At 68.0% G+C, this 25,471-nt stretch carries 28 protein-coding genes and 1 tRNA gene; 14 read left to right on the top strand and 15 right to left on the bottom strand.

Going from position 1 to position 25,471, the window contains the following annotated elements:
* Nucleotides 1–17: 17 nt before the first annotated feature.
* Entirely contained in the window at nt 18–425 is a 408-nt protein-coding gene (locus ACFSCU_RS14795; protein WP_180549477.1) for a phage holin family protein, read from the top strand.
* Nucleotides 422–772, top strand: a complete 351-nt coding sequence (locus ACFSCU_RS14790; protein ID WP_308645748.1) for a hypothetical protein — start codon at nt 422–424, stop codon at nt 770–772. Before ACFSCU_RS14795 ends, ACFSCU_RS14790 begins: the two co-directional genes overlap by 4 nt.
* A 15-nt stretch (nt 773–787) precedes the next feature.
* On the opposite strand, the gene ACFSCU_RS14785 is transcribed toward ACFSCU_RS14790, so the two are convergent.
* Nucleotides 788–1,384, bottom strand: a complete 597-nt coding sequence (locus tag ACFSCU_RS14785) for a hypothetical protein (protein WP_180549478.1) — start codon at nt 1,382–1,384, stop codon at nt 788–790.
* Between the two features lie 3 nt (nt 1,385–1,387).
* Between ACFSCU_RS14785 and ACFSCU_RS14780 the strand changes: the two genes are divergently transcribed.
* The 7 genes from ACFSCU_RS14780 to ACFSCU_RS14750 all read left to right on the top strand — a co-directional run bounded on the left by ACFSCU_RS14780 (nt 1,388) and on the right by ACFSCU_RS14750 (nt 6,401).
* Nucleotides 1,388–1,738, top strand: a complete 351-nt coding sequence (locus ACFSCU_RS14780) for a hypothetical protein (RefSeq protein WP_377561036.1) — start codon at nt 1,388–1,390, stop codon at nt 1,736–1,738.
* A gap of 97 nt (nt 1,739–1,835) precedes the next feature.
* A complete protein-coding gene (locus tag ACFSCU_RS14775) occupies nt 1,836–2,060 on the top strand; it encodes a DUF2542 family protein (protein ID WP_333706266.1) in 225 nt (74 codons plus the stop codon).
* A gap of 365 nt (nt 2,061–2,425) precedes the next feature.
* The gene (locus ACFSCU_RS14770) at nt 2,426–2,632 is read left to right on the top strand and encodes an FAD-dependent oxidoreductase (protein ID WP_257645580.1); all 207 of its coding nucleotides are present in this window, start codon (nt 2,426–2,428) and stop codon (nt 2,630–2,632) included.
* Complete coding sequence (locus tag ACFSCU_RS14765; protein ID WP_377561035.1) at nt 2,629–3,804, top strand: FAD-dependent oxidoreductase; 1,176 nt, start codon at nt 2,629–2,631, stop codon at nt 3,802–3,804. The genes ACFSCU_RS14770 and ACFSCU_RS14765 overlap by 4 nt, the downstream gene beginning before the upstream one ends.
* A 143-nt stretch (nt 3,805–3,947) precedes the next feature.
* On the top strand, nt 3,948–4,949 hold the full coding sequence (locus tag ACFSCU_RS14760; RefSeq protein ID WP_180549480.1) for a Bug family tripartite tricarboxylate transporter substrate binding protein: 1,002 nt from the start codon (nt 3,948–3,950) through the stop codon (nt 4,947–4,949).
* A 159-nt stretch (nt 4,950–5,108) separates the two neighbouring features.
* A complete protein-coding gene (locus ACFSCU_RS14755) occupies nt 5,109–5,255 on the top strand; it encodes a hypothetical protein (RefSeq protein ID WP_180549481.1) in 147 nt (48 codons plus the stop codon).
* A 30-nt stretch (nt 5,256–5,285) separates the two neighbouring features.
* Nucleotides 5,286–6,401 carry a hypothetical protein gene (locus ACFSCU_RS14750; protein WP_377561034.1) on the top strand — a complete coding sequence of 372 codons (1,116 nt, stop codon included), beginning with the start codon at nt 5,286–5,288 and terminating at the stop codon, nt 6,399–6,401.
* Between the two features lie 336 nt (nt 6,402–6,737).
* On the opposite strand, the gene ACFSCU_RS14745 is transcribed toward ACFSCU_RS14750, so the two are convergent.
* The 4 genes from ACFSCU_RS14745 to ACFSCU_RS14730 form a co-directional block, all read right to left on the bottom strand.
* On the bottom strand, nt 6,738–7,460 hold the full coding sequence (locus tag ACFSCU_RS14745; RefSeq protein WP_377561033.1) for a MipA/OmpV family protein: 723 nt from the start codon (nt 7,458–7,460) through the stop codon (nt 6,738–6,740).
* Nucleotides 7,461–7,878: 418 nt separating this feature from the next.
* The gene (locus ACFSCU_RS14740; protein WP_180549485.1) at nt 7,879–8,451 is read right to left on the bottom strand and encodes a hypothetical protein; all 573 of its coding nucleotides are present in this window, start codon (nt 8,449–8,451) and stop codon (nt 7,879–7,881) included.
* 268 nt (nt 8,452–8,719) lie between these two features.
* Nucleotides 8,720–10,144: a sensor histidine kinase gene (locus ACFSCU_RS14735; protein ID WP_180549486.1), complete on the bottom strand. Its 1,425-nt coding sequence runs from the start codon at nt 10,142–10,144 to the stop codon at nt 8,720–8,722.
* A 137-nt stretch (nt 10,145–10,281) separates the two neighbouring features.
* Complete coding sequence (locus ACFSCU_RS14730) at nt 10,282–11,196, bottom strand: hypothetical protein (RefSeq protein WP_180549487.1); 915 nt, start codon at nt 11,194–11,196, stop codon at nt 10,282–10,284.
* A 37-nt stretch (nt 11,197–11,233) separates the two neighbouring features.
* Here ACFSCU_RS14730 and ACFSCU_RS14725 point away from each other — a divergent pair, with 37 nt between their 5' ends.
* From ACFSCU_RS14725 to ACFSCU_RS14715, 3 genes are all read left to right on the top strand, one after another.
* Nucleotides 11,234–11,629: a hypothetical protein gene (locus ACFSCU_RS14725; RefSeq protein ID WP_377561032.1), complete on the top strand. Its 396-nt coding sequence runs from the start codon at nt 11,234–11,236 to the stop codon at nt 11,627–11,629.
* Nucleotides 11,630–11,740: 111 nt separating this feature from the next.
* A complete protein-coding gene (locus ACFSCU_RS14720; RefSeq protein ID WP_257645955.1) occupies nt 11,741–12,625 on the top strand; it encodes an EamA family transporter in 885 nt (294 codons plus the stop codon).
* Between the two features lie 47 nt (nt 12,626–12,672).
* Nucleotides 12,673–13,188, top strand: a complete 516-nt coding sequence (locus ACFSCU_RS14715) for a redoxin family protein (protein ID WP_257645582.1) — start codon at nt 12,673–12,675, stop codon at nt 13,186–13,188.
* 198 nt (nt 13,189–13,386) lie between these two features.
* On the opposite strand, the gene sbcB is transcribed toward ACFSCU_RS14715, so the two are convergent.
* The 4 genes from sbcB to clpS form a co-directional block, all read right to left on the bottom strand.
* A complete protein-coding gene (gene sbcB, locus ACFSCU_RS14710; protein ID WP_377561031.1) occupies nt 13,387–14,838 on the bottom strand; it encodes an exodeoxyribonuclease I in 1,452 nt (483 codons plus the stop codon).
* Between the two features lie 50 nt (nt 14,839–14,888).
* Complete coding sequence (locus ACFSCU_RS14705) at nt 14,889–15,269, bottom strand: VOC family protein (protein ID WP_180549490.1); 381 nt, start codon at nt 15,267–15,269, stop codon at nt 14,889–14,891.
* A 125-nt stretch (nt 15,270–15,394) separates the two neighbouring features.
* Entirely contained in the window at nt 15,395–17,731 is a 2,337-nt protein-coding gene (gene clpA, locus ACFSCU_RS14700; protein WP_377561030.1) for an ATP-dependent Clp protease ATP-binding subunit ClpA, read from the bottom strand.
* A 119-nt stretch (nt 17,732–17,850) separates the two neighbouring features.
* Nucleotides 17,851–18,219 (bottom strand): ATP-dependent Clp protease adapter ClpS, encoded by a 369-nt coding sequence (gene clpS / locus ACFSCU_RS14695; protein WP_333705445.1) that lies wholly within the window; start codon nt 18,217–18,219, stop codon nt 17,851–17,853.
* Nucleotides 18,220–18,423: 204 nt separating this feature from the next.
* Between clpS and ACFSCU_RS14690 the strand changes: the two genes are divergently transcribed.
* The gene (locus ACFSCU_RS14690; RefSeq protein ID WP_180549491.1) at nt 18,424–18,699 is read left to right on the top strand and encodes a cold-shock protein; all 276 of its coding nucleotides are present in this window, start codon (nt 18,424–18,426) and stop codon (nt 18,697–18,699) included.
* Nucleotides 18,700–18,787: 88 nt separating this feature from the next.
* Here ACFSCU_RS14690 and icd read toward each other — a convergent pair whose 3' ends face one another.
* Complete coding sequence (gene icd, locus ACFSCU_RS14685; RefSeq protein ID WP_180549492.1) at nt 18,788–20,041, bottom strand: NADP-dependent isocitrate dehydrogenase; 1,254 nt, start codon at nt 20,039–20,041, stop codon at nt 18,788–18,790.
* Nucleotides 20,042–20,218: 177 nt separating this feature from the next.
* On the opposite strand from icd, the gene ACFSCU_RS14680 reads away from it, so the two are divergent.
* Complete coding sequence (locus ACFSCU_RS14680) at nt 20,219–20,722, top strand: DUF192 domain-containing protein (RefSeq protein ID WP_180549493.1); 504 nt, start codon at nt 20,219–20,221, stop codon at nt 20,720–20,722.
* A 134-nt stretch (nt 20,723–20,856) separates the two neighbouring features.
* Here the strand turns inward: ACFSCU_RS14680 and ACFSCU_RS14675 are convergent, their stop codons facing one another.
* The 5 genes from ACFSCU_RS14675 to fdx form a co-directional block, all read right to left on the bottom strand.
* A complete protein-coding gene (locus tag ACFSCU_RS14675) occupies nt 20,857–23,094 on the bottom strand; it encodes an NADP-dependent isocitrate dehydrogenase (protein WP_377561029.1) in 2,238 nt (745 codons plus the stop codon).
* A 360-nt stretch (nt 23,095–23,454) separates the two neighbouring features.
* Nucleotides 23,455–24,054 (bottom strand): isochorismatase family protein, encoded by a 600-nt coding sequence (locus ACFSCU_RS14670; protein WP_180549494.1) that lies wholly within the window; start codon nt 24,052–24,054, stop codon nt 23,455–23,457.
* 85 nt (nt 24,055–24,139) lie between these two features.
* Nucleotides 24,140–24,214: transfer RNA gene (locus ACFSCU_RS14665), tRNA-Val, on the bottom strand.
* Nucleotides 24,215–24,263: 49 nt separating this feature from the next.
* Entirely contained in the window at nt 24,264–24,980 is a 717-nt protein-coding gene (gene dnaQ / locus ACFSCU_RS14660) for a DNA polymerase III subunit epsilon (RefSeq protein ID WP_180549495.1), read from the bottom strand.
* Nucleotides 24,981–25,131: 151 nt separating this feature from the next.
* The gene (gene fdx / locus ACFSCU_RS14655; protein WP_180549496.1) at nt 25,132–25,470 is read right to left on the bottom strand and encodes an ISC system 2Fe-2S type ferredoxin; all 339 of its coding nucleotides are present in this window, start codon (nt 25,468–25,470) and stop codon (nt 25,132–25,134) included.
* Nucleotide 25,471: the final 1 nt, after the last annotated feature.

The following is a 25,471-nucleotide window of genomic DNA, read 5'->3' as shown; positions in this document are numbered from 1 at the left end:
GCGGGTACGATCCGCCCATGCTCGCCAATCTCACCCCTTTCCTGCTGCACTGGGCCATCACCGCGTTCGGCCTTTGGGTGGCGGCGCACGTGTTCAAGGGCATGCGCTTCGACAGCGGCGGCGCGCTGGCGGTGGCGGCGCTGCTGCTGGGGCTGGCCAATGCGGTGGTGCGGCCGCTGCTGGTGGTGCTGACGTTGCCGCTCACGCTGCTGACGTTCGGGCTGTTCCTGCTGGTGATCAACGCGCTGATGCTGATGCTGGTGGCCAGACTGGTGCGCGGCTTTCACCTGGACGGCTTCTGGACCGCGTTCTGGGCCAGCCTGTTCATGTCGCTGCTGAGTCTGGTGCTGGGCGCCTTCGTTCTGGGCGGCACGCCCGAGTTCACCATCGAAACCAGCCCGCCGCCGGGCCAGACCTGGCTGTGAGCGCGGCGCCGCCCCGCCCGCGACGGCGGCGCGCGCACTACCACGTCTACGTCATCGAACTGTCGAAAGACGTGCTGCTGGAGCCGCGCTTTCGCCGCTGCAACCCCGGCTACGTGGACGGCAAGCCCTGCGTGTATGTGGGCATGACGGGGCTGGACCCGGATGTGCGCTTCGACAAGCACAAGGCGGGCATTCAGGCCAACGCCTACGTTTTGAAGTACGGCCTGCGCCTGTTGCCCGATCTGTACGAAGGCTTCAACCCGATAACGCACGACGAGGCCGTGGCGCGCGAGATCGAAGTCGGCATCGACCTGCGCTCGGCCGGCATGGGGGTGTGGCAGGCGTAGCGGCCAGGGTTGTCGTCAGCCGCCGTTGCGCGTGCGGCTTCGACCGGCGGCCTGGCGACTGCCCAGGGCCGCCAGCAGCAGGCCGGTCAGCAGCAGGCTCCATTCGCCCAGCGTGGGCACGGAAGCGGGCGCGGGCGGCGGGGGCGGTGGCGCGCTGACTTCGAAGTTGGCGGCAAGGCTCTGGCCGCCGGCACTCAGCATGACGTTGTCGACGGCGCCGTGGAAGCTGCCGTCCCAGCCGGTGCCTGCGAAGGCCAGCACACCGACGATGCAGGCCCCGCTGACCGTGCCGGCAGAGCCGTCGATGTACGCCGACAGCGGCATGAAGGGGGCCACCGCGCCGATGTCGTTTTGCCAGACGATGGACGTGGGCGTGATGGTCTGGGGCACCCACTGGTCGGTGGGCACGGGCGTGGGCGCGGGGGTTTGGTAGCCGGGCTCGTAGATCAGATAGGTCTGATCGGCGCCGGTGTTCGCGTCACAGTCCAGATCGAGCCACAGCGCGTAGGCCGGCGCCTGGATGCCGGGGTTGGTGCTGCGCCGTCCCGGTAGAACTCGTAGCTCGCGCTGGCAAAGCTCGACAGCGGCACCGGCGTTTCCAGCCCGTACCACCACATGGCCTGCGCCGCAACCGTGGGCAGGGTGATTTCGGCCGAACCGTTGCCGCTGCGTGGCAAGGTGCCGGTGATGGCGGTGCTTCCCCCGCCCGATGCGGCGTTGCCCCAGCCTGCCGGGTCAGCCGGCGTGACGATGGCAGCATGGGCGCTGCAGGCCAGCGCGGCAGCGGCGGTGGCGATCAGGCGAACAGTTCGAGCAGGCATCGGCGTCCCCCATGTGAAGCGATCGGTAACGTACCTGATTCCATCGGTCTGCTCAATGGGCACGGAGCCATCTTTACGAACCGGCCTCGACAAAGACAACAACCATGAGGCACCGGTGCTTCGTCGCCAGCTGGCGGCGGCATGACAGGTGCATGTGATCGCAGCACGCGGCGCGCGTTGATCAGGATCGTTACCATGCGTGACCCCTCATGCGCTGCCGGCCAGGGCCGGACCGCTGCACCATGAATTCCTTCAACCGCATTCTTTACCTCGCGCTCGCCGTCTATGTGGCCGTGCTGCTCTACAAGGGTTGGACGAGCGGGCAAGTCATGACACGACGGCGCCCGCCCGGCAAACGGTATGGCCTGGTGGACCGCGGCGAAGCGCCCCGCAGATACTGGGGCTACATGCTGTTCTATGCCCTGGCCCTGATGCTTTTTGTGGCCATGACGATCTGGAGCGCCTGACGCTTTCGACCGCTGGCAGCCAGTCCGGCCATCAGCACCGCCCGAACCATGCACCAGCGCACGATGCCTGGCACGCAGCACCCAAGCGCCTCGCCCTGATGAGTTTGTCGCCAGGCAGCGATTCAGAATCATGGGAGTATCCACCTACAGCGCTTTATAGATAAGCGCTATAAGACTGGTATATGGGGAGTATCCTGGAATTCACCACTCCCTGCGACATGGCGCGGCGACCACACCAGGCGATCCGGCCATTGGTCGGCACAGGCCAGGCTGGGTTCCAGGCTGCCGCGCACACGCCCACCACATCCGCTACGATGCATTAATCAGTGTTTGCTGATTTGCGCATATACGAAAAGGAGATACCCATGACCGCCCCCATCCAGACCGACGTGGCCATCATTGGCGCCGGCACCGCCGGCATTGGCGCCTTTGCCGAGCTGGGCAAGCTGGGCCTGTCGCGCGTGCTGATCAACCACGGCCCGCTGGGCACCACCTGCGCGCGGGTGGGCTGCATGCCGTCGAAGGCGGTGCTGCACGCGGGCGCGCAGTGGGCCACGCTGCGCACGCTTTGAACGGGGCCGAGCCACCAGCCGGCGCCCAGCGCCCCATCGACCTGTGGCGCCACGCCCGCGCCACGCGCGACATGCTGGCGGGCAACACGGCCAAGCGCACGCAGTCGGCCGCGGGCGACGATCTGCTGATGGGCCGCGCGCGCTTTGTCGGCCCCAGCACGCTGGACGTGGACGGCCGCCGCGTGGAGGCCAAGGCGGTGATCGTAGCCACGGGCTCGGGCCCGGTGGTGCCAGGCTTCCTGAAGGCGCTGGGCGAACGCGTGCTGACCACCGACACGCTGTTCGACCTGGACGAGCTGCCCGCCAGCGTCGGCATGCTGGGCCTGGGCGCCATCGGGCTGGAGATGGGGCTCGCGCTGTCGCGCCTGGGCGTGCGCGTGGTGGCGGGCGACATGAAGGCGCTGCCCGCCGGCATCACCGACCCCGAGGTGGGCCAGGCCGCCATTGCCCGCTTTGCGCCCGAGCTGACGATGTGGCTGGGCCAGCCGATGCAGGCCAAGGCGGATGACAAGCGCATCACCGTGAGCGCGGGCGATGGCCGATCGGAAACCGTCGACATGGTGCTGGCCGCGCTGGGCCGCAGCCCCAACCTGGACGGGCTGGATCTGGCCGCCGCCGGCGTGCCGCTGGACGACAAGGGCCGCCCCCAGCTGAGCGACGACGGCCTGCGCGCCGGCGATGCGCCGGTGGTTTTTGCCGGCGACGTGAACGGCGTGCGCCCGCTGATGCACGAGGCGGTGGACGAAGGCCTGTTCAGCGCCCGGCTGGCGGCGCACATCGTCGACGGCCGCGCCATCGAGCAGCCGCAGCGCCGCGTGCCGCTGGCCATCGTGTTCAGCGACCCGGACATCGGCGCCGTGGGCATGGCGCACGACCAGCTGGATGCCGGCAGCACGGTGATCGGCACGGCCAAGGGCTCGGCCAACGGCCGCGCGCAGGTGCTGGGCGCGCCGGATGACCTGATCCGCGTGTACGCCGACGCCCGGTCGGGCCGCCTGCTGGGCGCCAGCCTGATCACCAGCCACGGCGAGCACCTGAGCCACCTGCTGGCCTGGGCCATCCAGCGCGGCGAAACCGCCCAGCAGCTGCTGGAGCTGCCCTACTACCACCCGACGCTGGAAGAGCTGCTGCAGAGCGCGCTGAAGGATGTGGCGCGGCAGGTGAAGGGCTGAGGCGGGCACGACCGGCGCGGTGCGGCGGTGTGCCGCGTCGTGATGGGTTCTTGCTCCACGTCGTACTCGCGCAACCCGCCGTGCTGTACAAACCGGCCAGCGCCGTCCGCGTGGCGGCCTGTTCACACCCCCAGGAGACACCCATGACCCACCCCACCCTTCCCCGCCGCCGCGACGTGATCCGCCAGGGCGCGGCCGGCGCGCTGGCACTGTCGCTGCCCGCGCTCAAGGCCCATGCGCAGGGCGATGCGGCCTGGCCCAGCAAGGTGATCCGCATGATCGTCGCCTTCCCGGCCGGCGGGCCGACGGACACGGCGGCGCGGCTGATCGCGCAGAAGCTGTCCACGCGGCTGGGCCAGCAGGTGATCGTGGACAACCGGCCGGGCGCCTCGGGCTCCATCGGCACGGCGGCGTTCATCAAGATGCCGGCCGATGGCTACAGCATCTCGATGTTCGGCATGCCGGCGCTGCTGGCGCCCATCGTCTACCGCAACAACCTGTACGACTCGCGCAAGGACTTCACCTGTGTGGCCACCGTGTACGACCTGCCCTACGTGATCGTGGTCAACCCGCAGGCGCTGCCCGGCGTGGACAACCTGCAGCAGCTGATCGCCGCCACCAAGGCGAAGGAGCTGAACTACAACAGCCCCGGCACGGGCAGCATGGGCCACCTGTCGATGGAGCTGCTGAAGGACCTTGGCAAGTTCCCCATGCAGCACATCCCCTACAAGGGCAGCGCGCCGGCCATGACGGACCTGCTGGGCGGCCAGGTGCCGGTGATGTACGCCGACCTGATCGCCGCCATGCCGCACATCGAGAGCGGCAAGATCAAGGCCATCGCCCTGGGCTCGCCCGATGCCAAGGTGTTTCTGCCCAAGGTGCAGGCGATCTCGGAACAGGGCTTTGCGGGCTTCAACTCCAGTTCGTGGAGCGGCATCGTGGTGCCCAACGGCACGCCGGCGCCGGTGGTGGCGCGGCTCGATCAGGAGCTGAAGGCCATCCTGGCCGAGGCCGACACGAAAGAGCGCATGCAGAAGATCGGCGCCCTGGCGGCGCACCAGCCGCCCGCGCAGATGAAGACGCGCCTGGCGCAGGAGTACGAGCGCTGGAACAAGGTGGCGACGGAGAAGAACATCTCGGCCTGACGGCGGCGGGCATGTGCATGCCAGGGCCGACGCCGGTCAAGCCGCTGCACGCCGGTTATTTACTATACTAAAAATAGCTGGTCGCGCTTGGTGGATGCGGCCTGCAGCCACATTTCATTGAAATTGTTCGCTGACGCCGGACCATGCCACCAACGCCGCGTGGTCGTGCGCGCACCCGATCCGTTGCGCCACCGCGTCGTTCAGCAGTCAGAATCCGAACCCATGCCGATGACGATGCAAGAAGTGGCCATCTGGGGCGTGCTGGCGGGCGGCCTGCTGACGCTGGCGGGGCTGGCGCTGGCCTAATGGCTGGCCGAGGGGCGCCACCGGCCGGCCTTGCGCAATCTCGTATTCGTGGCGCTGATGGGCACGGCGGTGATCCTGATCGTCGGCCTGCCCGAGACGCTGTGGCCGCGGCTGGACGGGCGGGTGCTGCGCATGTTCAAGGCCAGTCTGGGGCCGCTGGCGGCCTCCGTCACGCTGTACTACCTGGGCCAGTGGATGGGCGGCCTGCGCGAGGACGCGGTGATGAACCGCATCACCAACTGGAGCGCGGCCGTGATGGGCGTGCTGGCGCTGGGCCTGGCGCTGGCGGCCCTGCTGGCGCCGCCGGAGCGCTTTCGCAGCGTGTTCATGGCGACGGCGGTGTGCAACGTGCTGGCGGTGCTGCCCGGCTTTGCGGCCTCCGCCCGGGCCGCCATGCTGGGTGATCGGCTGGCGCGCTGGATGGCCCTGGCCACGGCGGTGCTGGGCGCCATGACGACGGGGCTGTACCTGCACGGGCTGTACCTGCACGGCCTGGCCATGCAGGGCGTGGCATGGCCCTGGCTGGGCACCGGCACGGTGCTGGTCACGGTGGTGCTGACGCTGGGCTTCTTCATCCTCACCTCCGACCTGGTGGGCGTGCGCAACCGCGAGCAGCGGCGCCTGGCACGGCTGTCGCGCATCCAGCCGGGCATGGAACCGGCCACGCAACTGCCCACCGGCTCGCACCTGCTGACCCGGGTGGAAGACGCGCTGTGGACAGCCAAGCGCCGGCAGGCGCAGGTGGGTGTGGTGGCGCTGTACCTGGACAATCTGTACGAGCCGCTGGAAGGCGATGATCGCAGCAGCGAATACCAGATCCTGGTGGCGATGGCGGCGCGCATCCGCCGCGCGGCGGGCTTTCGCTGCCTGGTGGGCATCTACCACCCGCGCTGCTTCATCGTGGTGATCACGCTGGATGCCGACCGGCAGGCCTTTGCGGCGGCGCTGAACCGGCTGCGCGCCTACGTGGGCGAGTCGATCGACCTGCTGGGCACCGACCGGGGGCCGCGGCGCTTTGTGCCGCGCGTGGGCGTGGGCGTGGTGGTGACCGATGCCGCCGACGCCGTGGCACGCGTGCTGCTGGACGAGGCCGAGCAGGAGGCGCGCGCCAGCGTGCCGGCCGAAGAGGTGGATACGCAGTACTGAGGCTGCGGGGCCGTGCGACCGTGGTTGATGGGGAAGCTATCGACTTGAAGATGCGCTGAATTTTTTTGAACGCAGAGAACGCCGAGATTTCGCAAAAGCCGCAGAACAAGCTTGAAAACCTTGCGCGAGCTTTTGCAAGTGATGGGGCCATCTTCCTTGATGAGCGGCAGATGATGCTTCTGCGTCTTCTGCGCTGGCTTGGCGATTTCTGCGTTCAAAGGTTTTTCAACTTGCTTTCTTTCGAGTCAATATAAAGCCAAATCGGGCTTCAGCGCCCGCCCCAACTGCTCAGATAGCTCCCCTATTGATAGCAACAACAGGACGGATCGTGCCGCTTCAGTTGCGCCACGCGATGCCCACGGTGGCCGACACGCCGCTGCTGCGCACCGTGAGCGGGCTGCGCCGGGCATCGCCGTGCAGCTGCGAATAGCGCAGGCCGCCGAACACCACCCAGGCGCGCGACAGCGCATGCGCCACGTCGACGCCGATCTCCGTCTGGTACAGCCCGGCGCGCGGCTTGAAGGCGGGGTAGCCCGAGGCCGTGGTGGACGCCTGCGGAATGCCGAACTGGCTGCGCATGTACTGGCTGTTGCCCCACGAGGCGCCAAGGCCGAAGTCCATGCGCGTGGTCTCGCTGATGGGCCAGCGGTAGCCCAGCCAGCCGTCCAGCTCCATGCCGCGGCCGCGGTTCAGGATGTCCTGCGAGGCGGCCAGGCTGGCCGTCCAGCGGTCAGTGAGGTTGTAGCGCGCGCGCACGCGGGCACGCAGCGTGGCGCGCACGTCGGGCACGCCCTTCAGGCGCTCGGTGTCGGCCACGTCGCGGCCGCGGTCGATGTTGAGCGACAGGCTGAGGTTGAAGTCGTCGGTTTCGCGCAGCACGGCCTGGGCGCCGCTGCCGCGGTCGCGCCGGCCCTGCCCCATCAGGCCGTAGCCGCCGCCGGTGCTGAGGCGCCAGCGGCCCCATTGCAGCGCACCCACGGGCTTGAGCTTGAAGTCCTGGCTTTTGCCGCCGAAGAAGTTGGGGCTGGTGTTGGCCGCCACGCCGACGAGAAAGTGCACGCGCTCGTCGTCGGGCTGCTCGGGGCGGTGCGGCTGCGGCAGGTTGTCGTAGGCCCAGGGCTGCTGTGCGCGCCGCGCCGGCGGGGGGGGTGCCGGGCGCGGTTTCGCCGGCGGCGGCCACGCCGGGAGCGGGCGGGGTGCTGGTCTGGGCGAGGTGCAGCGCGGGGCCGGACGCCGCGAAGGCCTCCTGCGGCGCCATGGCCTCGACATCGAGCGTGGCCAGCGCCGGCGCGGCGCAGCCAAGGCCGGCGATGACGGCGGTGAGGGCGCGGGCGCGAGGCAAGGGGATGAACGGCAACTGCATGGTCAGGATGATGCGCGAAAAAACCAGCGGCCAACCGGCCGCACCCGGCTATTGTCGCGCTGCCGTGGCGCGCGGCATGAAAAAGCCCGCGTGATGCGGGCTGGTGGTCTGCGCTCAGCGGCCGTCGCCGTCGGCATCGCCGGGCAGCGCGCGTTCCACGCGGTGCCACGCGGCCTGGCTGGCCAGGCGGGCCTGCTCCCAGGTCAGGCGGGATTGGCCCTTGAGCGATTCCCAGTCGTTGCGCAGCTCGGCCTCGGCCTGCTCCCAAGGGCGGTCGGCGTAGCGGCCACGGCCCTGATAACCCAGGCGGTAGGCGGGGGCGTAGTCGTCCTCGTAGCTGTAGCCTTCCACATAGCCGGGCTGGCCGATGTGGTTGTCGCGCCAATAGTCGTAATTCGGGTCGCCGGCGCTAACGGCGGCGTAACCACCCAGTGCACCGGCGATGGCACCGATGGTGCCGCCCACGACGATGCCGACCGGGCCCGCCACGGCGGTACCGATGGCCGCGCCCGCCGCGGCGCCCGCGGCCATGCCACCGCCCATGACGACGCTGTTGGCTTCGAACGCCCGCTCTGCGGGCGTCAGCGGCTCCTGCGCCTTCAGGCGCGGGTCTTGCGAGGGGATGCCGGCCGGTGCGGCGGTGGGCGGTTCCTCGGGCGGTTGGGTGTTCTTCAGGTCGTTGGCCATGTCGGCTCCTTGTCTCGGTGGTTTCGTCGGATCGGCTCGCGGGGCGCTGGCTTTGCAGTTGGCGCCGATGAGCCGGCATGGGACCACTGTGCAGCGTGCAGCACGCGCCGGCTGTCGCCGAAGGCCCGCTGCGGCTGTCGGTCAGGCCTGACAGCGGGCGTGGGCGTGGGCGCCGGGGCGGTGGCGCACCGGCGTCGATTGCTATTTTTTTAGAAGCTTTCCGCGGCGTGCTGACGCCGACCTGCGCCGGTTGGATGGCAGCGCTGCGTCAGCCGGGCGCGCAGCCGCTGTGCACGCTGGCCGGCGGCAGCGCGATGCGGAACACCGATCCGCGGCCGAGCTGCGAGCGCACGCTGACGCTGCAGCCGGTCTGCCGCGCCAGCTGCTGCACCACGGTCAGGCCGAGGCCGAAGCCGTCCTGCGTGCCCGTGTGCTGGCCGGATTTGAAGAATTCCTGGAACACCTGCGCCTGCTCGTGCGGCGCGATGCCGGCGCCGGTGTCCCACACCTCCAGCCGCGGCGCCGACAGCGTGCCGCGCAGCGCCAGCAGCACGCCGCCCTGATCGGTGTAGCGGATGGCATTGGCCACCAGGTTGCCCAGGATGCGCTGCATCATCACGCGGTCCGTCGTCACCCTGGCACACTGCAGCGCGCGGCTGGTCCGCAGGCGCAGCCGCAGCCCCTTGTCGTGCATGGCGGGGCGGGCCTGCACCTCCATGTCGGTCAGCAGTTCGTGCAGGCACACCGGCTGCGGCACCGGGTGCAGGCGGCCCCAGTCCAGCAGCGCCAGGTCGAAAAGGTTGTCGAACAGGCTGTTGACGGCGGCGCTGGACTTGACGATGCGCGGCGCCAGGTCGTCCACCTGGTCCGGGTCCTGCTGCAGCATGTCGGCGTACAGCCGCAGTGCGTGCACCGGCTGGCGGATGTCGTGCGTGGCCACGGCCAGAAAGCGCCGCCGCGCGTCCAGCGCCTGCTCCAGGTCGGCACTGCGCGCCTGCAGCGAATCGATCAGCAGCGCGTTGCGGTGCTGCAGCGTCATGGCGCGCAGGAACACCTCGTGCTGCGTGCGCCCGATGTGCACCAGCGCGAACCAGTAGACCAGCAGCAGCACCAGCATGAGGCCGTTGATCCACGCCACCTGGGGCAGCAGGGCCAGCACCACCGCGTAAGACACCACCAGCGCCCCGGCAAAGCTGTTGATGTAGGCCATCAGGCTGGGCCGGTGCGGCGCCAGCGCGGCGATGGAGAGCGCGCCGATGCAGACCAGGATCAACCAGCTGACCATCAGCGCCGCCGAGGCGCCCTGGCTGCCGGCAAAGATCAGCACCGAGCAGCCCCACAGCGCGCCGTAGAGGGCCCACGGCCAGCGCAGGCGGCGCCCGAAGTGCGCGCGCTCGGCCGCGCTGCCCTGCATCACCTGCCGTGCATGAAAGCGCAGCAGCGCCATCCACGCCAGTTCGGCCGCCATGGCGATGGCGCCCCAGATCAGCGGCCACGGGCCGCCGCGCTGGCGCCACAGCAGGGCCGAGAACACCACCGCCGTGATGAGCGAGGGCCATTGCAGCCCGCGCAGCGTGGCCAGCACGTTGTCCACCAGCGCGGCGTCGACCTCGACCGAATCGGGCACACGCGCCGCGTCGGCATCGCGCTCGTCGGCGGGGGCAGGCAGGGTCGGGGGATGGGTGGAAGACATGCAGGGGGGCGGGCAGGCCCGGCGGATTCTACGGAGCGGGGTGCGGGCTTTCTTCAGCCGGCATCAGAGCACCGCTTCTTGGCCTGCTTGCCAGCGCGATGATCACGATTCACCACGACCCGATCGTGGGCTCGCAGTCAGGCCTGGGCAGGCGGCGCCGCGCCACCGGCGCGCGCGCAGGCCCAGGCCACGCCGGGCCGTGCGCCCGGCACCGTGTCGCACGCCAATGCGTACAGCGCCGGCAGATCGCCGCGCGTGGCCACGCCGCCCAGCGCCGCGGCCAGAGGGGCCAGCGGGTCGGCGCCGCTGGCGGGCAGCGCTGCGACGGGCGTGAACAGGTTGAACTTCATCAGCAGCTTCTGGTCGTCGGCATTCGGTGCGCGCGGCAGCTGGGCGATGAAGCGGCGAAACGGCGAACCGGGCGGCTGCGTGGCCTGCAGCCACTCCCAGCGGTTGCACTGGCCGTAGGTCTTGAAGTTGCCCTCGCCCATGCCGCTGGGGAACATGTTGGCGTTGAGCACGGCCAGCTCGTCCAGGATCCGCGCCTCGTGCCAGCCGGCGGCCTCGCGCTCGGCGATGCGGGCGAACAGGTCCACCGGGCGCGTGCCGAAGTCCTCGTCGTTCTCGATCCACTGTACCTGGCTGGATTCGGGCGCACCGCCCACCTTGGCGCGGCACAGGCGGTACTGGTTGAACCAGGCGTGGGCCTCACCCAGCTCGCGCGAGCGGGCGTAGGCCTGCGCGTCGGCAAAGCTGGCGGCAGGCTGCCACTGCGGCGGAAACAGCAGCGCGTGGCCCAGCTCGTGCGCCAGCGACCCAAACGTGGCGTGGGTGCACACCGCTGGCGCGGGCGGGTGGAAGAAGCGGATCAGCCCCGGCTGGCCGGTGGCGGCGCTGAAGGCGGCCTCGACCCGCTCGATGCAGCCGCCCTGGCGATGGAAGTCGGCCAGCTGCGCCCACATGGCGGGCGTCTGGCGCACCGCCTGCGCCTCGTCGTCGGCAAAGCCGGCGTGGCGCAGGTCGCGCAGGATGCGGCGGGCGAGGAACCACATGGCGGAACCGACTGTAGCGCGGCCCCACAATGCAGGCATGAACCACCCGCTGCCCCCCGACGAACTGCGCGCCCTGCAGGCCCAGGCGCCCGCCGCGCCGCACTGCGCTTGCAGCGTGGGCGCCTGCGCCGGCTGGCGCAGCCTGCCGCCCGAGCGCTGGCCCGCCGCGCGCATGCAGGCCGTGGGCACGCTGCGCGATGCGGACGTGTACGAGCCGAGCTTCGAGGAACTGCACCCGCAGGGCACGCGCTACGAATCGGCCGACGCGCCGGTGGCGCCGCACTTCTACCCCTACAACCGCTGCACGCTGTTCCGCTGCGCCGACTGCCAGCGCTTGCTGCTGCGCTACACCGAGGCCGGCGGCTACTACGTGGACGAACGCGTGCGCGAACTGGCGCCCGGCCTGCCGGTGCTGGGCGACCAGCCCGCCTGATACTATCGTATTGATAGCTTTCGACGCTTGTATCCGGGCGCCTGAAGCCCGATTTCACCCATCCACCCCGACACCATGACCACCCCCCTGCCCGCCCCGGCATCCGCCACGCTGCCGATGCGCCACCTGCTGCTGGGCCTGGCGGTGGTGGCGGTGTGGGGCACCAACTTCGTGGTCATCAAGTACGCGCTGGCGCACCTGCCGCCGCTGGCGCTGGCGGCGCTGCGCTTTGCGCTGGCGGCGTTTCCGGCGCTGCTGTTCATCGGCCGGCCGGCGGCCAGCTGGCGCAACGTGGCGGCCTACGGGCTGCTGATCGGCGTGGCGCAGTTCGGGCTGATGTTCATCGCCATGACGCGCTTCGTCTCGCCCGGCCTGGCCTCGCTGGTGGTGCAGGTGCAGGTGTTCTTCACCATCGGCCTGGCCATGCTGCTGGCGGGCGAGCGGGTGCGCGTGTTCCAGGTTCTGGCCATGGCCCTGTCGGTGGCGGGCATGGTGCTGATCGGCTGGCACGCCGTGACCGAGGGCGCGTCCGTCACGCCGCTGGGGCTGGTGCTGATGCTGCTGGCCGCCCTGGCCTGGGCCTGCGGCAACATCGTCAGCCGCGCCGCGGGCCGCGTGGACGCGCTGGGCTACATGGTGTGGAGCAGCCTGTTCGCCGTGCCGCCGCTGGTGGCGCTGTCGCTGCTGCTGGAGGGCTGGCCCGCCATCCACGCCGGGCTGCTGTCGGCCACCTGGGGCACCTGGGTGGCCGTGCTGTGGCAGTCGGTGGGCAACACGCTGTTCGGCTACGGCGCCTGGGCCTGGCTGCTGGCGCGCTACCCGGCGGCCAGCGTCACGCCGCTGGCGCTGCTGGTGCCGGTGTTCGGCATGGGCGCATCGGCGCTGTGGCTGCGCGAGCCCATGCCGGGCTGGAAGATCGGCGCCGCGCTGCTGGTGCTGGGCGGGCTGGCGCTGAACCTGCTGTGGCCGCGGCTGCGCGCTGTGCTGGCGCGCTGAACTACAGTCGGCGCATGTCTGAAGTCACGAGCACAAGGAAACACTGGATGCATCGCGTGCGCTGGCGCTCGCACCTGGCCACGCTGGCCATGGTGCTGGTGGCGCTGCTGGCCGCGCACTTCTGGCAGACGCGGAACGTGCCCGGCGGGCCGGCGCCGGATTTCAGCGCGCTGGCCGTGAGCGCGCAGGACGGCGCGGTGCTGAGCCTGGCGCAGTGGCGCGCCGCTCACCCCAGCCAGCAGGTGGCGCTGCACTTCTGGGCCGAGTGGTGCCCCATCTGCAAGCTGGAAGAGCATAGCGTGAGCCGCGTGTCGCGCGACTGGCCGGTGCTGACGGTGGCCATGCAGTCGGGCGACGTGGCGGCGGTGCGGCGCGTGCTGGGGCAGCGCTCGCTGGAATGGGCCACGGTGATCGACCCGGATGGCTCGGTCGCGGCAAGCTACGGCTTTCGCGCCGTGCCGGCCTTCGTGGCCATCGGCAGCGACGGCCGCATCCGCGCCACCAGCGTGGGCTACACCAGCGAGATCGGCATGCGGCTGCGACTGTGGTGGGCGCGGTGGTGATGTTGGCGGAGTCGTTGGCCGTGAATCATGGCGATAACGATTTGGTGCGGAACTTCAGTATCAATACAAGAGCTGCTCGCGCCTGATTGATGGGCGCCAGAGCCTGATTTCATACACAAAAATATTCGGAAGGTCCCCCCTCCTTTCGAAACCTCACGACCACGGCTGCCCCGCAACAGCATCCGCGATACGCCGCCCTCAGTGCTCGGGGGCGATGTGCTCGCCCCACTCGTACAGCGCCTCCAGCACGCCTTGCGCGCGCTCGTCGTCCTCGACGCCTTCGGCCAGCCCATCGATGCGGTCGAAAAAGCCCTGCAGCGTGAGCGCGCCGCCCTCGCCTTCCATCAGCCGCGCCGCGCGGTGCTCGGCCCAGCGCGCCTGCTCGGCGTCGCTCAGCGTGTCGGGGAAGTTGCGCGCGCGGTAGCGCCACACCAGCTCGGTCAGGCGCGCGTCGTCGAAGCCGGTGCGGGCCAGCGCCAGCTCGGACGGCGACAGGCGCAGCAGGTCGTTCAGGCGGCGGCGGTCGGCGTTGCCGACGAAGCCGCCGTACAGATCCTCGTCCACGTCGAGCGCTTCGCCACCGGCGGGGCGTGCATAGACGGCGGGCCACAGCGCGCTCAGGTCGGGAAGCGCGCGCAGGCGCTCGAAGTGGCGCTCGGCCAGCGCCAGGTCGACGCCGTGGCGCGCGGCCTGCGCGTCGGTCAGCGTCTTCAGGTGGCCGATGACCATGGGCGACTTGTTCAGGTGCACGCCCTTGATGGCCAGGCGCGACACGCCCTCGGGCAGCTCGGCCGTGGGGGTGAACAGGCGCTCGCGGATGGCCTCGGGCTTCAGGTCGGCCAGCTCGGCCGGGTCGGCGGCCAGGTCCCAGGCCAGCAGCTCGTTCTTGTTGGTGGGGTGCATGGCCAGCGGCGCCATCACGGCGATGCAGCCGCGCGCGGCACCGAACATGCCGCTGACGTGCAGGAAGGGCCGTGCATCCTGCAGCGTGGTGGGCAGGCGCAGCTCCTGCGCCACGCGCTCTTTTTTATGCAGCGACAGGCAGAAGTCGAACAGCTTGGGCTGGCGCTGGCGCAGCAGCCGCGCCAGCGCGATGGTGGCGCGCACATCGGACAGCGCATCGTGCGCCGATTCGTGCGCCAGGCCGTTGGCGGCGCTCAGCTTCTCGAGCCGGAAGGTGGTGTGGCCGTCCTCGCCCACCGGCCACTCGATGCCCTCGGGCCGCAACGCGTGCGCGGTGCGCACCACGTCCAGCAGATCCCAGCGCCCGCAGCCGTTCTGCCACTCGCGCGCATAGGGGTCGCGCAGGTTGCGCCACAGCATGAAGCGGGTGACCTCGTCGTCGAAGCGGATCGAGTTGTAGCCGACGCCGATGGTTCCGCCCTCGCCCAGCGCATCGTTGATGCGGCGGGCGAATTCATGCTCGGGCACGCCCTTGGCCGCGCACTCCTGCGGCGTGATGCCGGTGATCAGGCAGCTTTCGGGCTCGGGCAGCACGTCGGTCGCCGGCTGGCAGTACAGCATCAGCGGCTCGCCGATCTCGTTCAGCTCGGCATCGGTGCGGATGGCGGCGAACTGCGCCGGCCGGTCGCGCCGCGGGTTGGCGCCGAAGGTTTCGTAGTCGTGCCAGAGAAAGGTGGGCGTGCTCATGGGCACCGAGCATAGCGGGCGCCAGCGTGGTGCTGATGCGTTGCCGGGGCTCAGGCCTTGGGCGGACGGTGCAGGCCGCAGATCTTGTGGCCATCCGGGTCGCGGAAGTAGCACAGGTACAGGCCGGCGGGGCCGCCGCGCCAGCCGGGTGGGTCTTCCACCGGCACGGCGCCGTGCGCGATGGCCGTGGCGTGGAACTGGTCCACCTGCTCCGGGCTGGCCAGGTTGAAGCCGATGGTCGTGCCGTTGCTGCAGGTGGCGGGCTGGCCGTCGATGGGCTGGCTCACGCTGAACGTGCCGCCGTTGGCACGCCAGAACACGCGGTGGCGGTCCACCACGCCGGGCTTGGCGCCGGTAACGGCCAGCACGGCATCGTAGAAAAGCCTGGATTTCTCGAGATCGTTGGTGCCGATCATCACGTGGCTGAACATGGGCATCCTTCCTGTCGGAGTTGAAAAGTGGGGTTGGATGCTAGCAGCCGGCGGCGGCCGTTCGCCGCCAGAAACAAGAAAGGCTGGTTGCCTGGGCAACCAGCCTTTGGTGGGCGCAGCGGGCTTCAGTCCGCCGCCATTTCCTCTTCCGGCTCGGCCGGCTCGGCGCCCTTGGCGCGCTCGCGCTTCGGGTTCGGGGTGATGTCGAGCAGCACCTCGTCCTTCTCGTCCAGGTCGACTTCGAGACGCCCACCCTCGGTCAGGCGACCGAACAGCAGTTCGTCGGCCAGCGCCTTGCGGATGGTGTCCTGGATCAGGCGCTGCATCGGGCGCGCGCCCATCAGCGGATCGAAGCCCTTCTTGGCGAGGAACTTGCGCAGCTTGTCGGTGAAGGTGACTTCGACCTTCTTCTCGGCCAGCTGCTGCTCCAGCTGCAGCAGGAACTTGTCGACCACGCGCAGGATGACGTTTTCATCCAGCGGCTTGAAGCTGACGATCGCGTCGAGCCGGTTGCGGAACTCGGGCGTGAACAGCCGCTTGATGTCGGCCATCTCGTCGCCCGCCTGGCGCTGCGTGGTGAAGCCGATGGTGCTCTTGTTCAGCGTCTCGGCGCCCGCGTTCGTCGTCATGATGATGATGACGTTGCGGAAGTCGGCCTTGCGCCCGTTGTTGTCGGTCAGCGTGCCGTGGTCCATCACCTGCAGCAGCACATTGAAGATGTCGGGGTGCGCCTTCTCGATCTCGTCGAGCAGCAGCACGCAGTGCGGCTTCTTGCTGACGGCCTCGGTCAGCAGCCCGCCCTGGTCGAAGCCGACGTAGCCCGGAGGCGCGCCGATCAGGCGGCTCACCGCATGGCGCTCCATATATTCCGACATGTCGAAGCGGATCAGCTCGACGCCCATGATGTAGGCGAGCTGCTTGGCAGCCTCGGTCTTGCCGACGCCGGTGGGGCCGCTGAACAGGAAGCTGCCGATCGGCTTGTCGCCCTTGCCCAGACCCGAGCGTGCCATCTTGACGGCGGCGGCCAGCACTTCGAGTGCCTTGTCCTGACCGAACACCACGCTCTTCAGGTCGCGTTCCAGCGTCTGCAGCTTGCTGCGGTCGTCGTTGGACACGCTGGCCGGCGGGATGCGGGCAATTTTTGCCACGATCTCCTCGATCTCGTGCTTGCCGATGGTCTTCTTGCGCTTGCTGGCCACGGCGATGCGCTGCGCCGCGCCGGCCTCGTCGATGACGTCGATGGCCTTGTCGGGCAGGTGGCGGTCGGTGATGTACTTGGCCGACAGCTCGGCCGCGGCCTGCAGCGCCGAAGTGGCGTACTTGACGGCGTGGTGCTCCTCGAAGCGGCTCTTGAGGCCCTTGAGGATCTCGATCGTCTCGGGCACCGTGGGCTCGACCACGTCGACCTTCTGGAAGCGCCGCGACAGCGCCGCGTCCTTCTCGAAGATGCCGCGGTACTCGGTGAAGGTGGTGGCGCCGATGCACTTGAGCTGGCCGCTGGACAGCGCCGGCTTGAGCAGGTTGGACGCGTCCAGCGTGCCGCCCGACGCCGCGCCGGCGCCGATCAGGGTGTGGATCTCGTCGATGAACAGGATCGCGCCCGGCTTGTCCTTCAGGCTCTTCAACACGCCCTTCAGGCGCTGCTCGAAGTCGCCGCGGTACTTGGTGCCGGCCAGCAGCGCGCCCATGTCGAGTGCGTAGACGGTGGCGTCTTCCAGCACCTCGGGCACGGTGCCTTCGGTGATGCGCCAGGCCAGACCTTCGGCGATGGCGGTCTTGCCCACGCCGGCCTCGCCCACCAGCAGCGGGTTGTTCTTGCGCCGGCGGCACAGGATCTGGATGGTGCGCTCGACCTCGTAGTCGCGGCCGATCAGCGGGTCGATCTTGCCTTCCTTGGCATTCTGGTTCAGGTTGACGGTGAACTGCTCCAGCGGCGACTGCTTCTCGCTCTTCTCGCCGCCTTCCGCCTCGCCCTCGGCGCCGCCCTGCTGGCCTTCAGTGGGCTTGCTGGCTTCGGGCGGGTCGCTCTTGCGGATGCCGTGGGCGATGAAGTTGACAACGTCCAGGCGCGTGACGCCCTGCTGGTGCAGGTAGTACACGGCGTGCGAATCCTTCTCGCCGAAGATGGCAACCAGCACGTTGGCACCGGTCACTTCCTTCTTGCCGTTGCCGGTGCTCTGCACGTGCATGATGGCGCGCTGGATCACGCGCTGGAATCCCAGCGTGGGCTGCGTGTCCACGTCGTCGGTGCCGGCCACCTGGGGCGTGTTGTCCTTGATGAAGTTGGTCAGCGACTTGCGCAAGTCGTCGATGTTGGCCGAGCAGGCGCGCAGCACCTCGGCGGCGCTGGGGTTGTCCAGCAGCGCCAGCAGCAGGTGCTCGACGGTAATGAATTCGTGGCGCTGCTGACGGGCCTCGACGAACGCCATGTGGAGGCTGACTTCCAGTTCCTGGGCAATCATGGTGTGTTTCCTTTAGCGCCTTAAGCTTACGACTGTCTCAAGGCTTCGACAGTCACAGTTGGGGGAAGTTCGGTGATATTCAACGCCGTGACCCTCGTCGCCGTCATGCGGGGTTTGCCCTACTCGACCGGCTCGCTGACGCACTGCAGCGGGTGGCCGGCCTCGCGCGCGGCGTCCATCACCTGGTCCACCTTGGTGCTGGCCACGTCGCGCGAATACACGCCGCACACGCCTTTGCCGTCCAGGTGGATCTTCAGCATGATCTGGGTGGCGGTTTCGCGGTCCTTGCCGAAGAACTCCTGGATCACGACGACGACGAACTCCATCGGCGTGTAGTCGTCGTTCAGCATCACCACCTGGTACATCTGCGGCGGCTTGACCTTGAGCGGCACGCGCTCGAGCACGACACTGTCGCCGCCGCCGGGCTGCTGCGCCGGCACGATGGGGCCCGGGGTGGTGGGTGGCTTCTTGGGGGTGGTGGTCGCCATGAAAATCATTCTATCGGGCCGCCTGCAACCCAGTCGTGCGCGCGCCCAAAGCCGGCACATGGGGTTGCCGGCGCAGATCGCAAGCCTTCAAGTTAGCGCGCGCCCACCGGGGAAGCCCCCAAACGGTGGGCGGCCGGTTGACAAGCGCGAAGTTGTTACAGCACACTCAGGCGGCAAGGATGGAAGTCATAGAAGGAGACCCCGATGCCCATTGGAAAAGTCAAGTGGTTCAACGACCTCAAAGGGTTTGGATTCATCGAGCCGGATGGCGGCGGCCCGGACGTGTTCGCGCATTTCTCGGCCATAGACATGGACGGCTTCAAGACACTGAAAGAAGGCGCCCGCGTCAGCTACGAAGTGAACCAGGGTCCCAAGGGCCTGCTGGCCATCAAGATCCGCACCGAACCGGCCGATGACGGCGTGGCCCAGGCCATGCCATCAGCCCAGCCCGCCAGCGATCAGCCTCTGATGCCGAACTGACGGCGCGTTGCACGCGCCCAGCAAAAAGCCCGGGCATGCCCGGGCTTTTTTGTGGACGGCGCACCCGAAGGCGCGCCGGCAGCGGTGGTCACATGTGCTCGATCATCACCTGGCCAAAGCCCGAGCAGCTGACCTGCGTGGCACCTTCCATCAGCCGCGCGAAGTCGTAGGTGACCTTCTTGCTCTGGATGGCGCCTTCCATGCTGCTGATGATCAGGTCGGCGGCCTCGGTCCAGCCCATGTGGCGCAGCATCATCTCGGCGCTGAGGATTTCGGAGCCGGGGTTGACGTAGTCCTTGCCGGCGTACTTGGGCGCCGTGCCATGCGTGGCCTCGAAGCAGGCCACGCTGTCGCTCAGGTTGGCGCCGGGCGCGATGCCGATGCCGCCCACCTGCGCGGCCAGCGCGTCTGATACATAGTCGCCGTTCAGGTTCAGCGTGGCGATCACGCTGTATTCAGCCGGGCGCAGCAGGATCTGCTGCAGGAAGGCGTCGGCGATCGAATCCTTGACGATGATGTCCCTGCCCGTCTTGGGGTTCTTGAACTTGCACCACGGGCCGCCGTCCATCAGTTCGGCGCCGAACTCGCGCTGCGCCAGCGCGTAGCCCCAGTCGCGGAAGCCACCCTCGGTGTACTTCATGATGTTGCCCTTGTGCACCAGGGTGACGCTGGGCTTGTCGTTGTCGATGGCGTACTGGATGGCCTTGCGCACCAGGCGCTCGGTGCCCTCGATGGACACCGGCTTGACGCCGATGCCCGAGGTCTCCGGAAAGCGGATCTTGGTCACGCCCATCTCGTTGATCAGGAAGTTGATCAGCTTCTGCGCCTTGTCGCTCCTGGCCTCGTACTCGATGCCGGCGTAGATGTCCTCGCTGTTCTCGCGGAAGATCACCATGTCGACCTTCTCGGGCTCCTTCAGCGGTGAGGGCACACCCTTGAAGTAGCGCACCGGGCGCAGGCAGACGTACAGGTCCAGCTCCTGGCGCAGCGCCACGTTGAGGCTGCGGATGCCGCCACCCACGGGCGTGGTCAGCGGGCCCTTGATGGAGACCACGTACTCCTTCAGCGCCGCCAGCGTCTCCTCGGGCAGCCAGACGTCGGGGCCGTAGACGCGCGTCGACTTCTCGCCCGCGTACACCTCCATCCAGTGGATTTTGCGCTGGCCGCCGTAGGACTTCTCGACCGCGGCATCGACCACCTTGATCATCACCGGCGTGATGTCGAGGCCCGTGCCATCGCCTTCGATGAAGGGGATGATCGGCTGCTCGGGCACGTTCAGCGTGAAGTCGGGGTTGACGGTGATCTTCTGGCCGCCTGAGGGCACCTGGATGTGCTGGTACATGGAATGGAGTCTCCGAAGGGTGATACCGGGACCAGCGCCACGCCGCGGCGGGCATGGCCCTGAAAAGCGAAGTTCATTCTAGCCAGCGCTGCCCGCGTGCGGCCGAACGCCAGCGCGGCGGCGACAATGCAGGCTGCGCCAACGGCCTGGCGAACCTTTTGCCGGCGCCCAGGTCAGATGCGCTTGTTGCCTTTCATTGCCACCGCCATGCGTTCATCCCTCCGCCGCCACCTGCTTGCCATCCTCGCCGTTCTGGCCTGCGCGCCCGCCTTCGCACAACTGGCGCCCGCCGGCCAGCCGCAGCTCGATCTGCCGCGCACCACGCTCAGCATCGGCATGCACCGCATCGACACGCAGCTGGCCACCGCACCCGAGCAGCGCCAGATCGGCCTGATGCACCGCAAGGAAATGCCGCAGCATGAGGGCATGCTGTTCATCTTCGAGCAACCCGCCACGCAGTGCTTCTGGATGCGCAACACGCTGATCCCGCTGACGGCCGCCTTCGTGGCCGACGACGGCAGCATCGTCAACCTGGCCGACATGCAGCCGCTTCAGGAAACCAGCCACTGCTCGGCCAAGCCGGTGCGCTATGTGCTGGAGATGAACCAGGGCTGGTTCAAGCAACGCAACCTGAAGGCCGGCGCCCGGTTGCGCGGCAAGCCGTTCGAGGCCGCGCGCTGATTTTTTAGCCAAAACCACCTCCAGCGTTTATGCAGCAAGCGCTGGCAGCTATGATTATTGAACCAATCGGCTTGATGATCCTATGAAAAACGGCGCCCGCAGGCGCCGCTGTTGGGTTCAGTCCAGGACAGCGATCAGGCCGCGACCTTGGCCAGCGCGTCGTTGAAGGTCTTGCTGGGGCGCATCACCTGCGCCAGCTTGGCCGGGTCGGGCTGGTAGTAGCCGCCGATGTCCACTTCCTGGCCCTGGATCTCGGTCAGCTCCTGCACGATCTTCTGCTCATTGTCGGCCAGCGCCTTGGCCAGCGGCACGAACTTCTTGGCCAGTTCGGCGTCCTCGGTCTGCGCGGCCAGCTCCTGCGCCCAGTACATGGCCAGGTAGAACTGGCTGCCGCGGTTGTCGAGCTGGCCGGTCTTGGGGCTGGGGTTCTTGTTGTTGTCCAGCAGCTTGCCGGTGGCGGCGTCGAGCGTCGTCGACAGCAGCTTGGCCCTGGCGTTGCCGGTCTTCAGGCCCAGGTCTTCCAGCGACACCGCCAGCGCCAGGAACTCGCCCAGCGAATCCCAGCGCAGGTGGTTCTCTTCAGTCAGCTGCTGCACGTGCTTGGGTGCCGAGCCGCCGGCGCCGGTCTCGTACATGCCGCCGCCGGCCATCAGCGGCACGATGGACAGCATCTTGGCGCTGGTGCCCAGCTCCATGATCGGGAACAGGTCGGTCAGGTAGTCGCGCAGGATGTTGCCGGTGGCGCTGATGGTGTCCTGGCCGCGGATCACGCGCTCCAGCGTGTAGCGCATGGCGCGCACCTGGCTCATGATCTGGATGTCGAGCCCGTTGGTGTCGTGTTCGTGCAGGTACATCTTGACCTTGGTGATGAGCTGGTTCTCGTGCGGGCGGTACGGGTCGAGCCAGAACACCACCGGCATGCCCGAGTTGCGCGCGCGCGTGACGGCGAGCTTGACCCAGTCGCGGATCGCCGCGTCCTTGACCTGGCACATGCGCCAGATGTCGCCCTCCTCCACATCCTGGCTCATCAGCACCTCGCCGGTGGCAATGTCGGTGATGTTGGCCACGCCGTCCTCGGGGATCTCGAAGGTCTTGTCGTGGCTGCCGTATTCCTCGGCCTGCTGCGCCATCAGGCCGACGTTGGGCACGGTGCCCATGGTCTTCGGATCGAACGCGCCGTGCCACTTGCAGAAGTTGATCATCTCTTGGTAGATGCGGGCGAAGGTGCTTTCGGGCATCACCGCCTTGACGTCCTTCAGGCGGCCGTCGGCACCCCACATCTTGCCGCCGTTGCGGATCATGGCGGGCATCGAGGCGTCGACGATGACGTCGTTGGGCGAGTGGAAGTTGGTGATGCCCTTGCTCGAGTCGACCATGGCCAGCTCGGGCCGGTGCTCGTGGCAGGCGTGCAGGTCGCGCTTGATCTCGTCCTGCTGGCTTTGCGGCAGGTCCTCGATCTTGTTGTACAGATCGACCATGCCGTTGTTGACGTTGATGCCCAGCTCGTCGAACAGCTTCTGGTGCTTGGCGAACGCGTCCTTGTAGAAGATCTTGACGCAGTGGCCGAACACGATGGGGTGCGACACCTTCATCATCGTGGCCTTCACGTGCAGCGAGAACATCACGCCGGTCTTGTGCGCGTCCTCGATCTCCTTTTCGTAGAAGGCCAGCAGCGCCTTCTTGCTCATGAACATCGAGTCGATCACCTCGCGATCCTGCAGGCTGACCTTGGGTTTGAGCACGATGGTCTTGCCGCTCTTGGTGATCAGCTCCATCTTCACGTCGCGCGCGCGGTCCAGCGTCATCGACTTCTCGCCGCTGTAGAAGTCGCCATGGTGCATGTGCGAGACGTGGCTGCGCGAGGCCTGGCTCCACTCGGCCATGCTGTGCGGGTTCTTGCGCGCGTACTCCTTCACCGCGCGGGGTGCGCGGCGGTCGGAGTTGCCCTCGCGCAGCACCGGGTTGACGGCCGAGCCGATGCACTTGTTGTAGCGCGCGCGGATCTCCTTCTCTTTCTCGTCCTTCGGGTTCTCGGGGAAGTCGGGAATCTTGTAACCCTTGTCCTGCAGCTCCTTGATGGCCGCCTTGAGCTGCGCCACCGACGCGCTGATGTTGGGCAGCTTGATGATGTTGGCCTCGGGCTTGAGGGTGAGCTTGCCCAGCTCGGCCAGGTTGTCGGGCACGCGCTGTTCTTCACTCAGGTACTCGGGGAACTGGCCCAGGATGCGGCCGGCGACCGAGATGTCGCTGGTGGTCACGTCGATGCCGGCGGGCGCGGTGAACGCCTGGACGATGGGCAGGAACGACGCGGTCGCCAGCAGGGGCGCCTCGTCGGTCAGGGTGTAGACGATGGTGGATGGCTTGTCGCTCATGGGGGGGTCTCTCCGGTTGTCGTTGTTGGCATGCCGCGGGGCGAACGCTGGTGGCGTCGGCGCGGCATGGTGTCATGCCTTCCTGACGCGGCGCTCACGCAGACCGCGTCGGTTGCGGCGCCTATTGTGACAAATGGCAGGCCTCATCATCCGCCCGGGGTTGGCGTGCGGTGGCCGCAAGCTATGCTTTTGCTAGCTTGCAGCGCCTATCAGGCATTGATTTCATGCGAAAAACACCATGAAATCAGCATGGACAATGCGCAAGCAGCTACGTTATTCGCAGCAAGCCGCGCTGGCCCAGGCCCATGGGTCCAGCGCCGTCAGCCCCGAGCGCTCCTGATCACCCCCTGGGCGAGGAAACTATTTGATCAGCGCCTGCAAGGCCCTGAACTGCGGATGTTCGCAGTCGCGCAGCCACTCGAAGCCGACCATCTCGGTCGTCACCAGTTCGCAGCCGGCGCCGGCCAGGCGGTCGTAGGCGGCGTCGCGGTTGCGTTCGGTGCGCGAGCTGCAGGCGTCGGTTACCACCCACACGTCCCACTCGGCTTCCAGCAGGCTCAGCGCGGTCTGCAGCAGGCAGACGTGCGTCTCACAGCCGGCGATGACCACGGTGCCGCGCTCGGGCGCCGCCTGCACCGGCTTCTGCAGGTGCTTGGGCAGGCTGCGCGCGTTGCCGCGCGGGGCCGGCGCGGGCGGGGCCAGCAAAGGCTGCAGTTCCTCGGCGCCGCTGAAAGCCATCTTGGGCACGATGCGGTCGCACAGCGCCGCCAGCGCTTCGTCGGTGCCGCCCAGCTTGGCCGGGTTCTGCTCGGTCGCCCACACGGGCACGTCGACCAGCCTGGCCATCTGCGCCAGCCGGCGCGCGTTGGCCACCACCGCCGCCGCGTCGTGGATGGCGGGCATGAGGCGGGCCTGGTAGTCGATCAGCACCAGCTGGCAGTCATCGGCGTCGAGCAGCATGAGAATCCTCCAGGCGGCGCCTGGCAAGGGCACCAAAAAGAAAAACGCTCCGAAGTCAGGTCACTTCGGAGCGTTCATTTTGACTTGGTGGGTGATACATGGATCGAACATGTGACCCCTGCCGTGTGAAGGCAGTGCTCTACCGCTGAGCTAATCACCCGTTTCGCGTGTTCGGCGAAGCATGGAATTATATACCAGTATTTTCCCGCTCAGGCAGCCGCCGCATGATCGGCCTGCCACACCAGCTTGCCGCCGCTGGCCTTGTCGATCTGCGCCAGCACGTCGGCGTGCGCGGTCAGCTCCTGCGCGTTGGCGGTCAGCACGGGCAGGTCGAACACGCTCAGGTCGATGCGTTCGCCCTCGGCGCCCTGCTCGCCGACGTCGCCCAGGTCGATCAGCAATGCCTCCTGCCCGCGCGTGAGGTTGATGTAGACGTCGGCCAGCAGCTCGGCATCGAGCAGCGCCCCGTGCAGCGTGCGGCCCGAGTTGTCGACGCCCAGGCGGTCGCACAGCGCATCCAGGCTGTTGCGCTTGCCGGGGTACAGTTGCTTGGCCATGGCCAGGGTGTCGGTGACCTCGCTCACGAAGCTGGTGAACACCGGCTTGCCCAGGCGCTCCAGTTCCTTGTCGAGAAAGCCGATGTCGAACGCCGCGTTGTGGATGATGATCTCGGCGCCTTCGAGGTAACGCAGGATCTCCTCGGCCACTTCGGCGAACTTGGGCTTGTCGCGCAGGAACTCGGTGGTCAGCCCGTGTACGCGCAACGCGTCTTCGTGGCTGTCGCGCTCGGGGTTGACGTAGAAGTGCAGGTTGTTGCCGGTGAGCTTGCGGTTCAGCAGCTCGACGCAGCCGATCTCGATGATGCGGTCGCCGCTTTCGGCCGAAAGGCCGGTGGTTTCGGTGTCGAGGACGATCTGGCGCGACATGGAGTGTTGAACGTTTGTTATCGAAAACAGAGCTGCTGGCGCCCGCCAGTCAATGATTTCAGTTGTTTTTCTCTTGAAACCATTACCAGTAAAGCGCAAGCCACTATTGATTCATGAGCACCCGGTGATTCACGCCGAACGCGCCAGCGGTTCAGTGGTTTTCCCGCGCATGGTTGATGGAGTAGCGCGGGATTTCCACCGTCAGGTCCGTCTTGCCCACGATGGCCTGGCACGACAGGCGCGACAGCGGCTCCAGGCCCCAGGCGCGGTCGAGCAGGTCTTCCTCCTCCTCCTCGGCTTCGTTCAGCGAATCGAAACCCTCGCGCACGATGCAGTGGCAGGTGGTGCAGGCGCGGCTCATCTCGCAGGCGTGCTCGATGGGGATGTCGTTGTCCAGCAGCGCCTCGCAGATCGAGTCGCCCACGTTGGCCTGGATCTCTGCGCCTTCGGGGCAGTACTCGGGATGGGGAAGAACGGTGATGGTGGGCATG

Source organism: Ottowia beijingensis (assembly GCF_042680925.1).
Classification (GTDB): domain Bacteria; phylum Pseudomonadota; class Gammaproteobacteria; order Burkholderiales; family Burkholderiaceae_C; genus Ottowia; species Ottowia beijingensis.
This window is presented reverse-complemented; position numbering and strand designations above follow the sequence as displayed.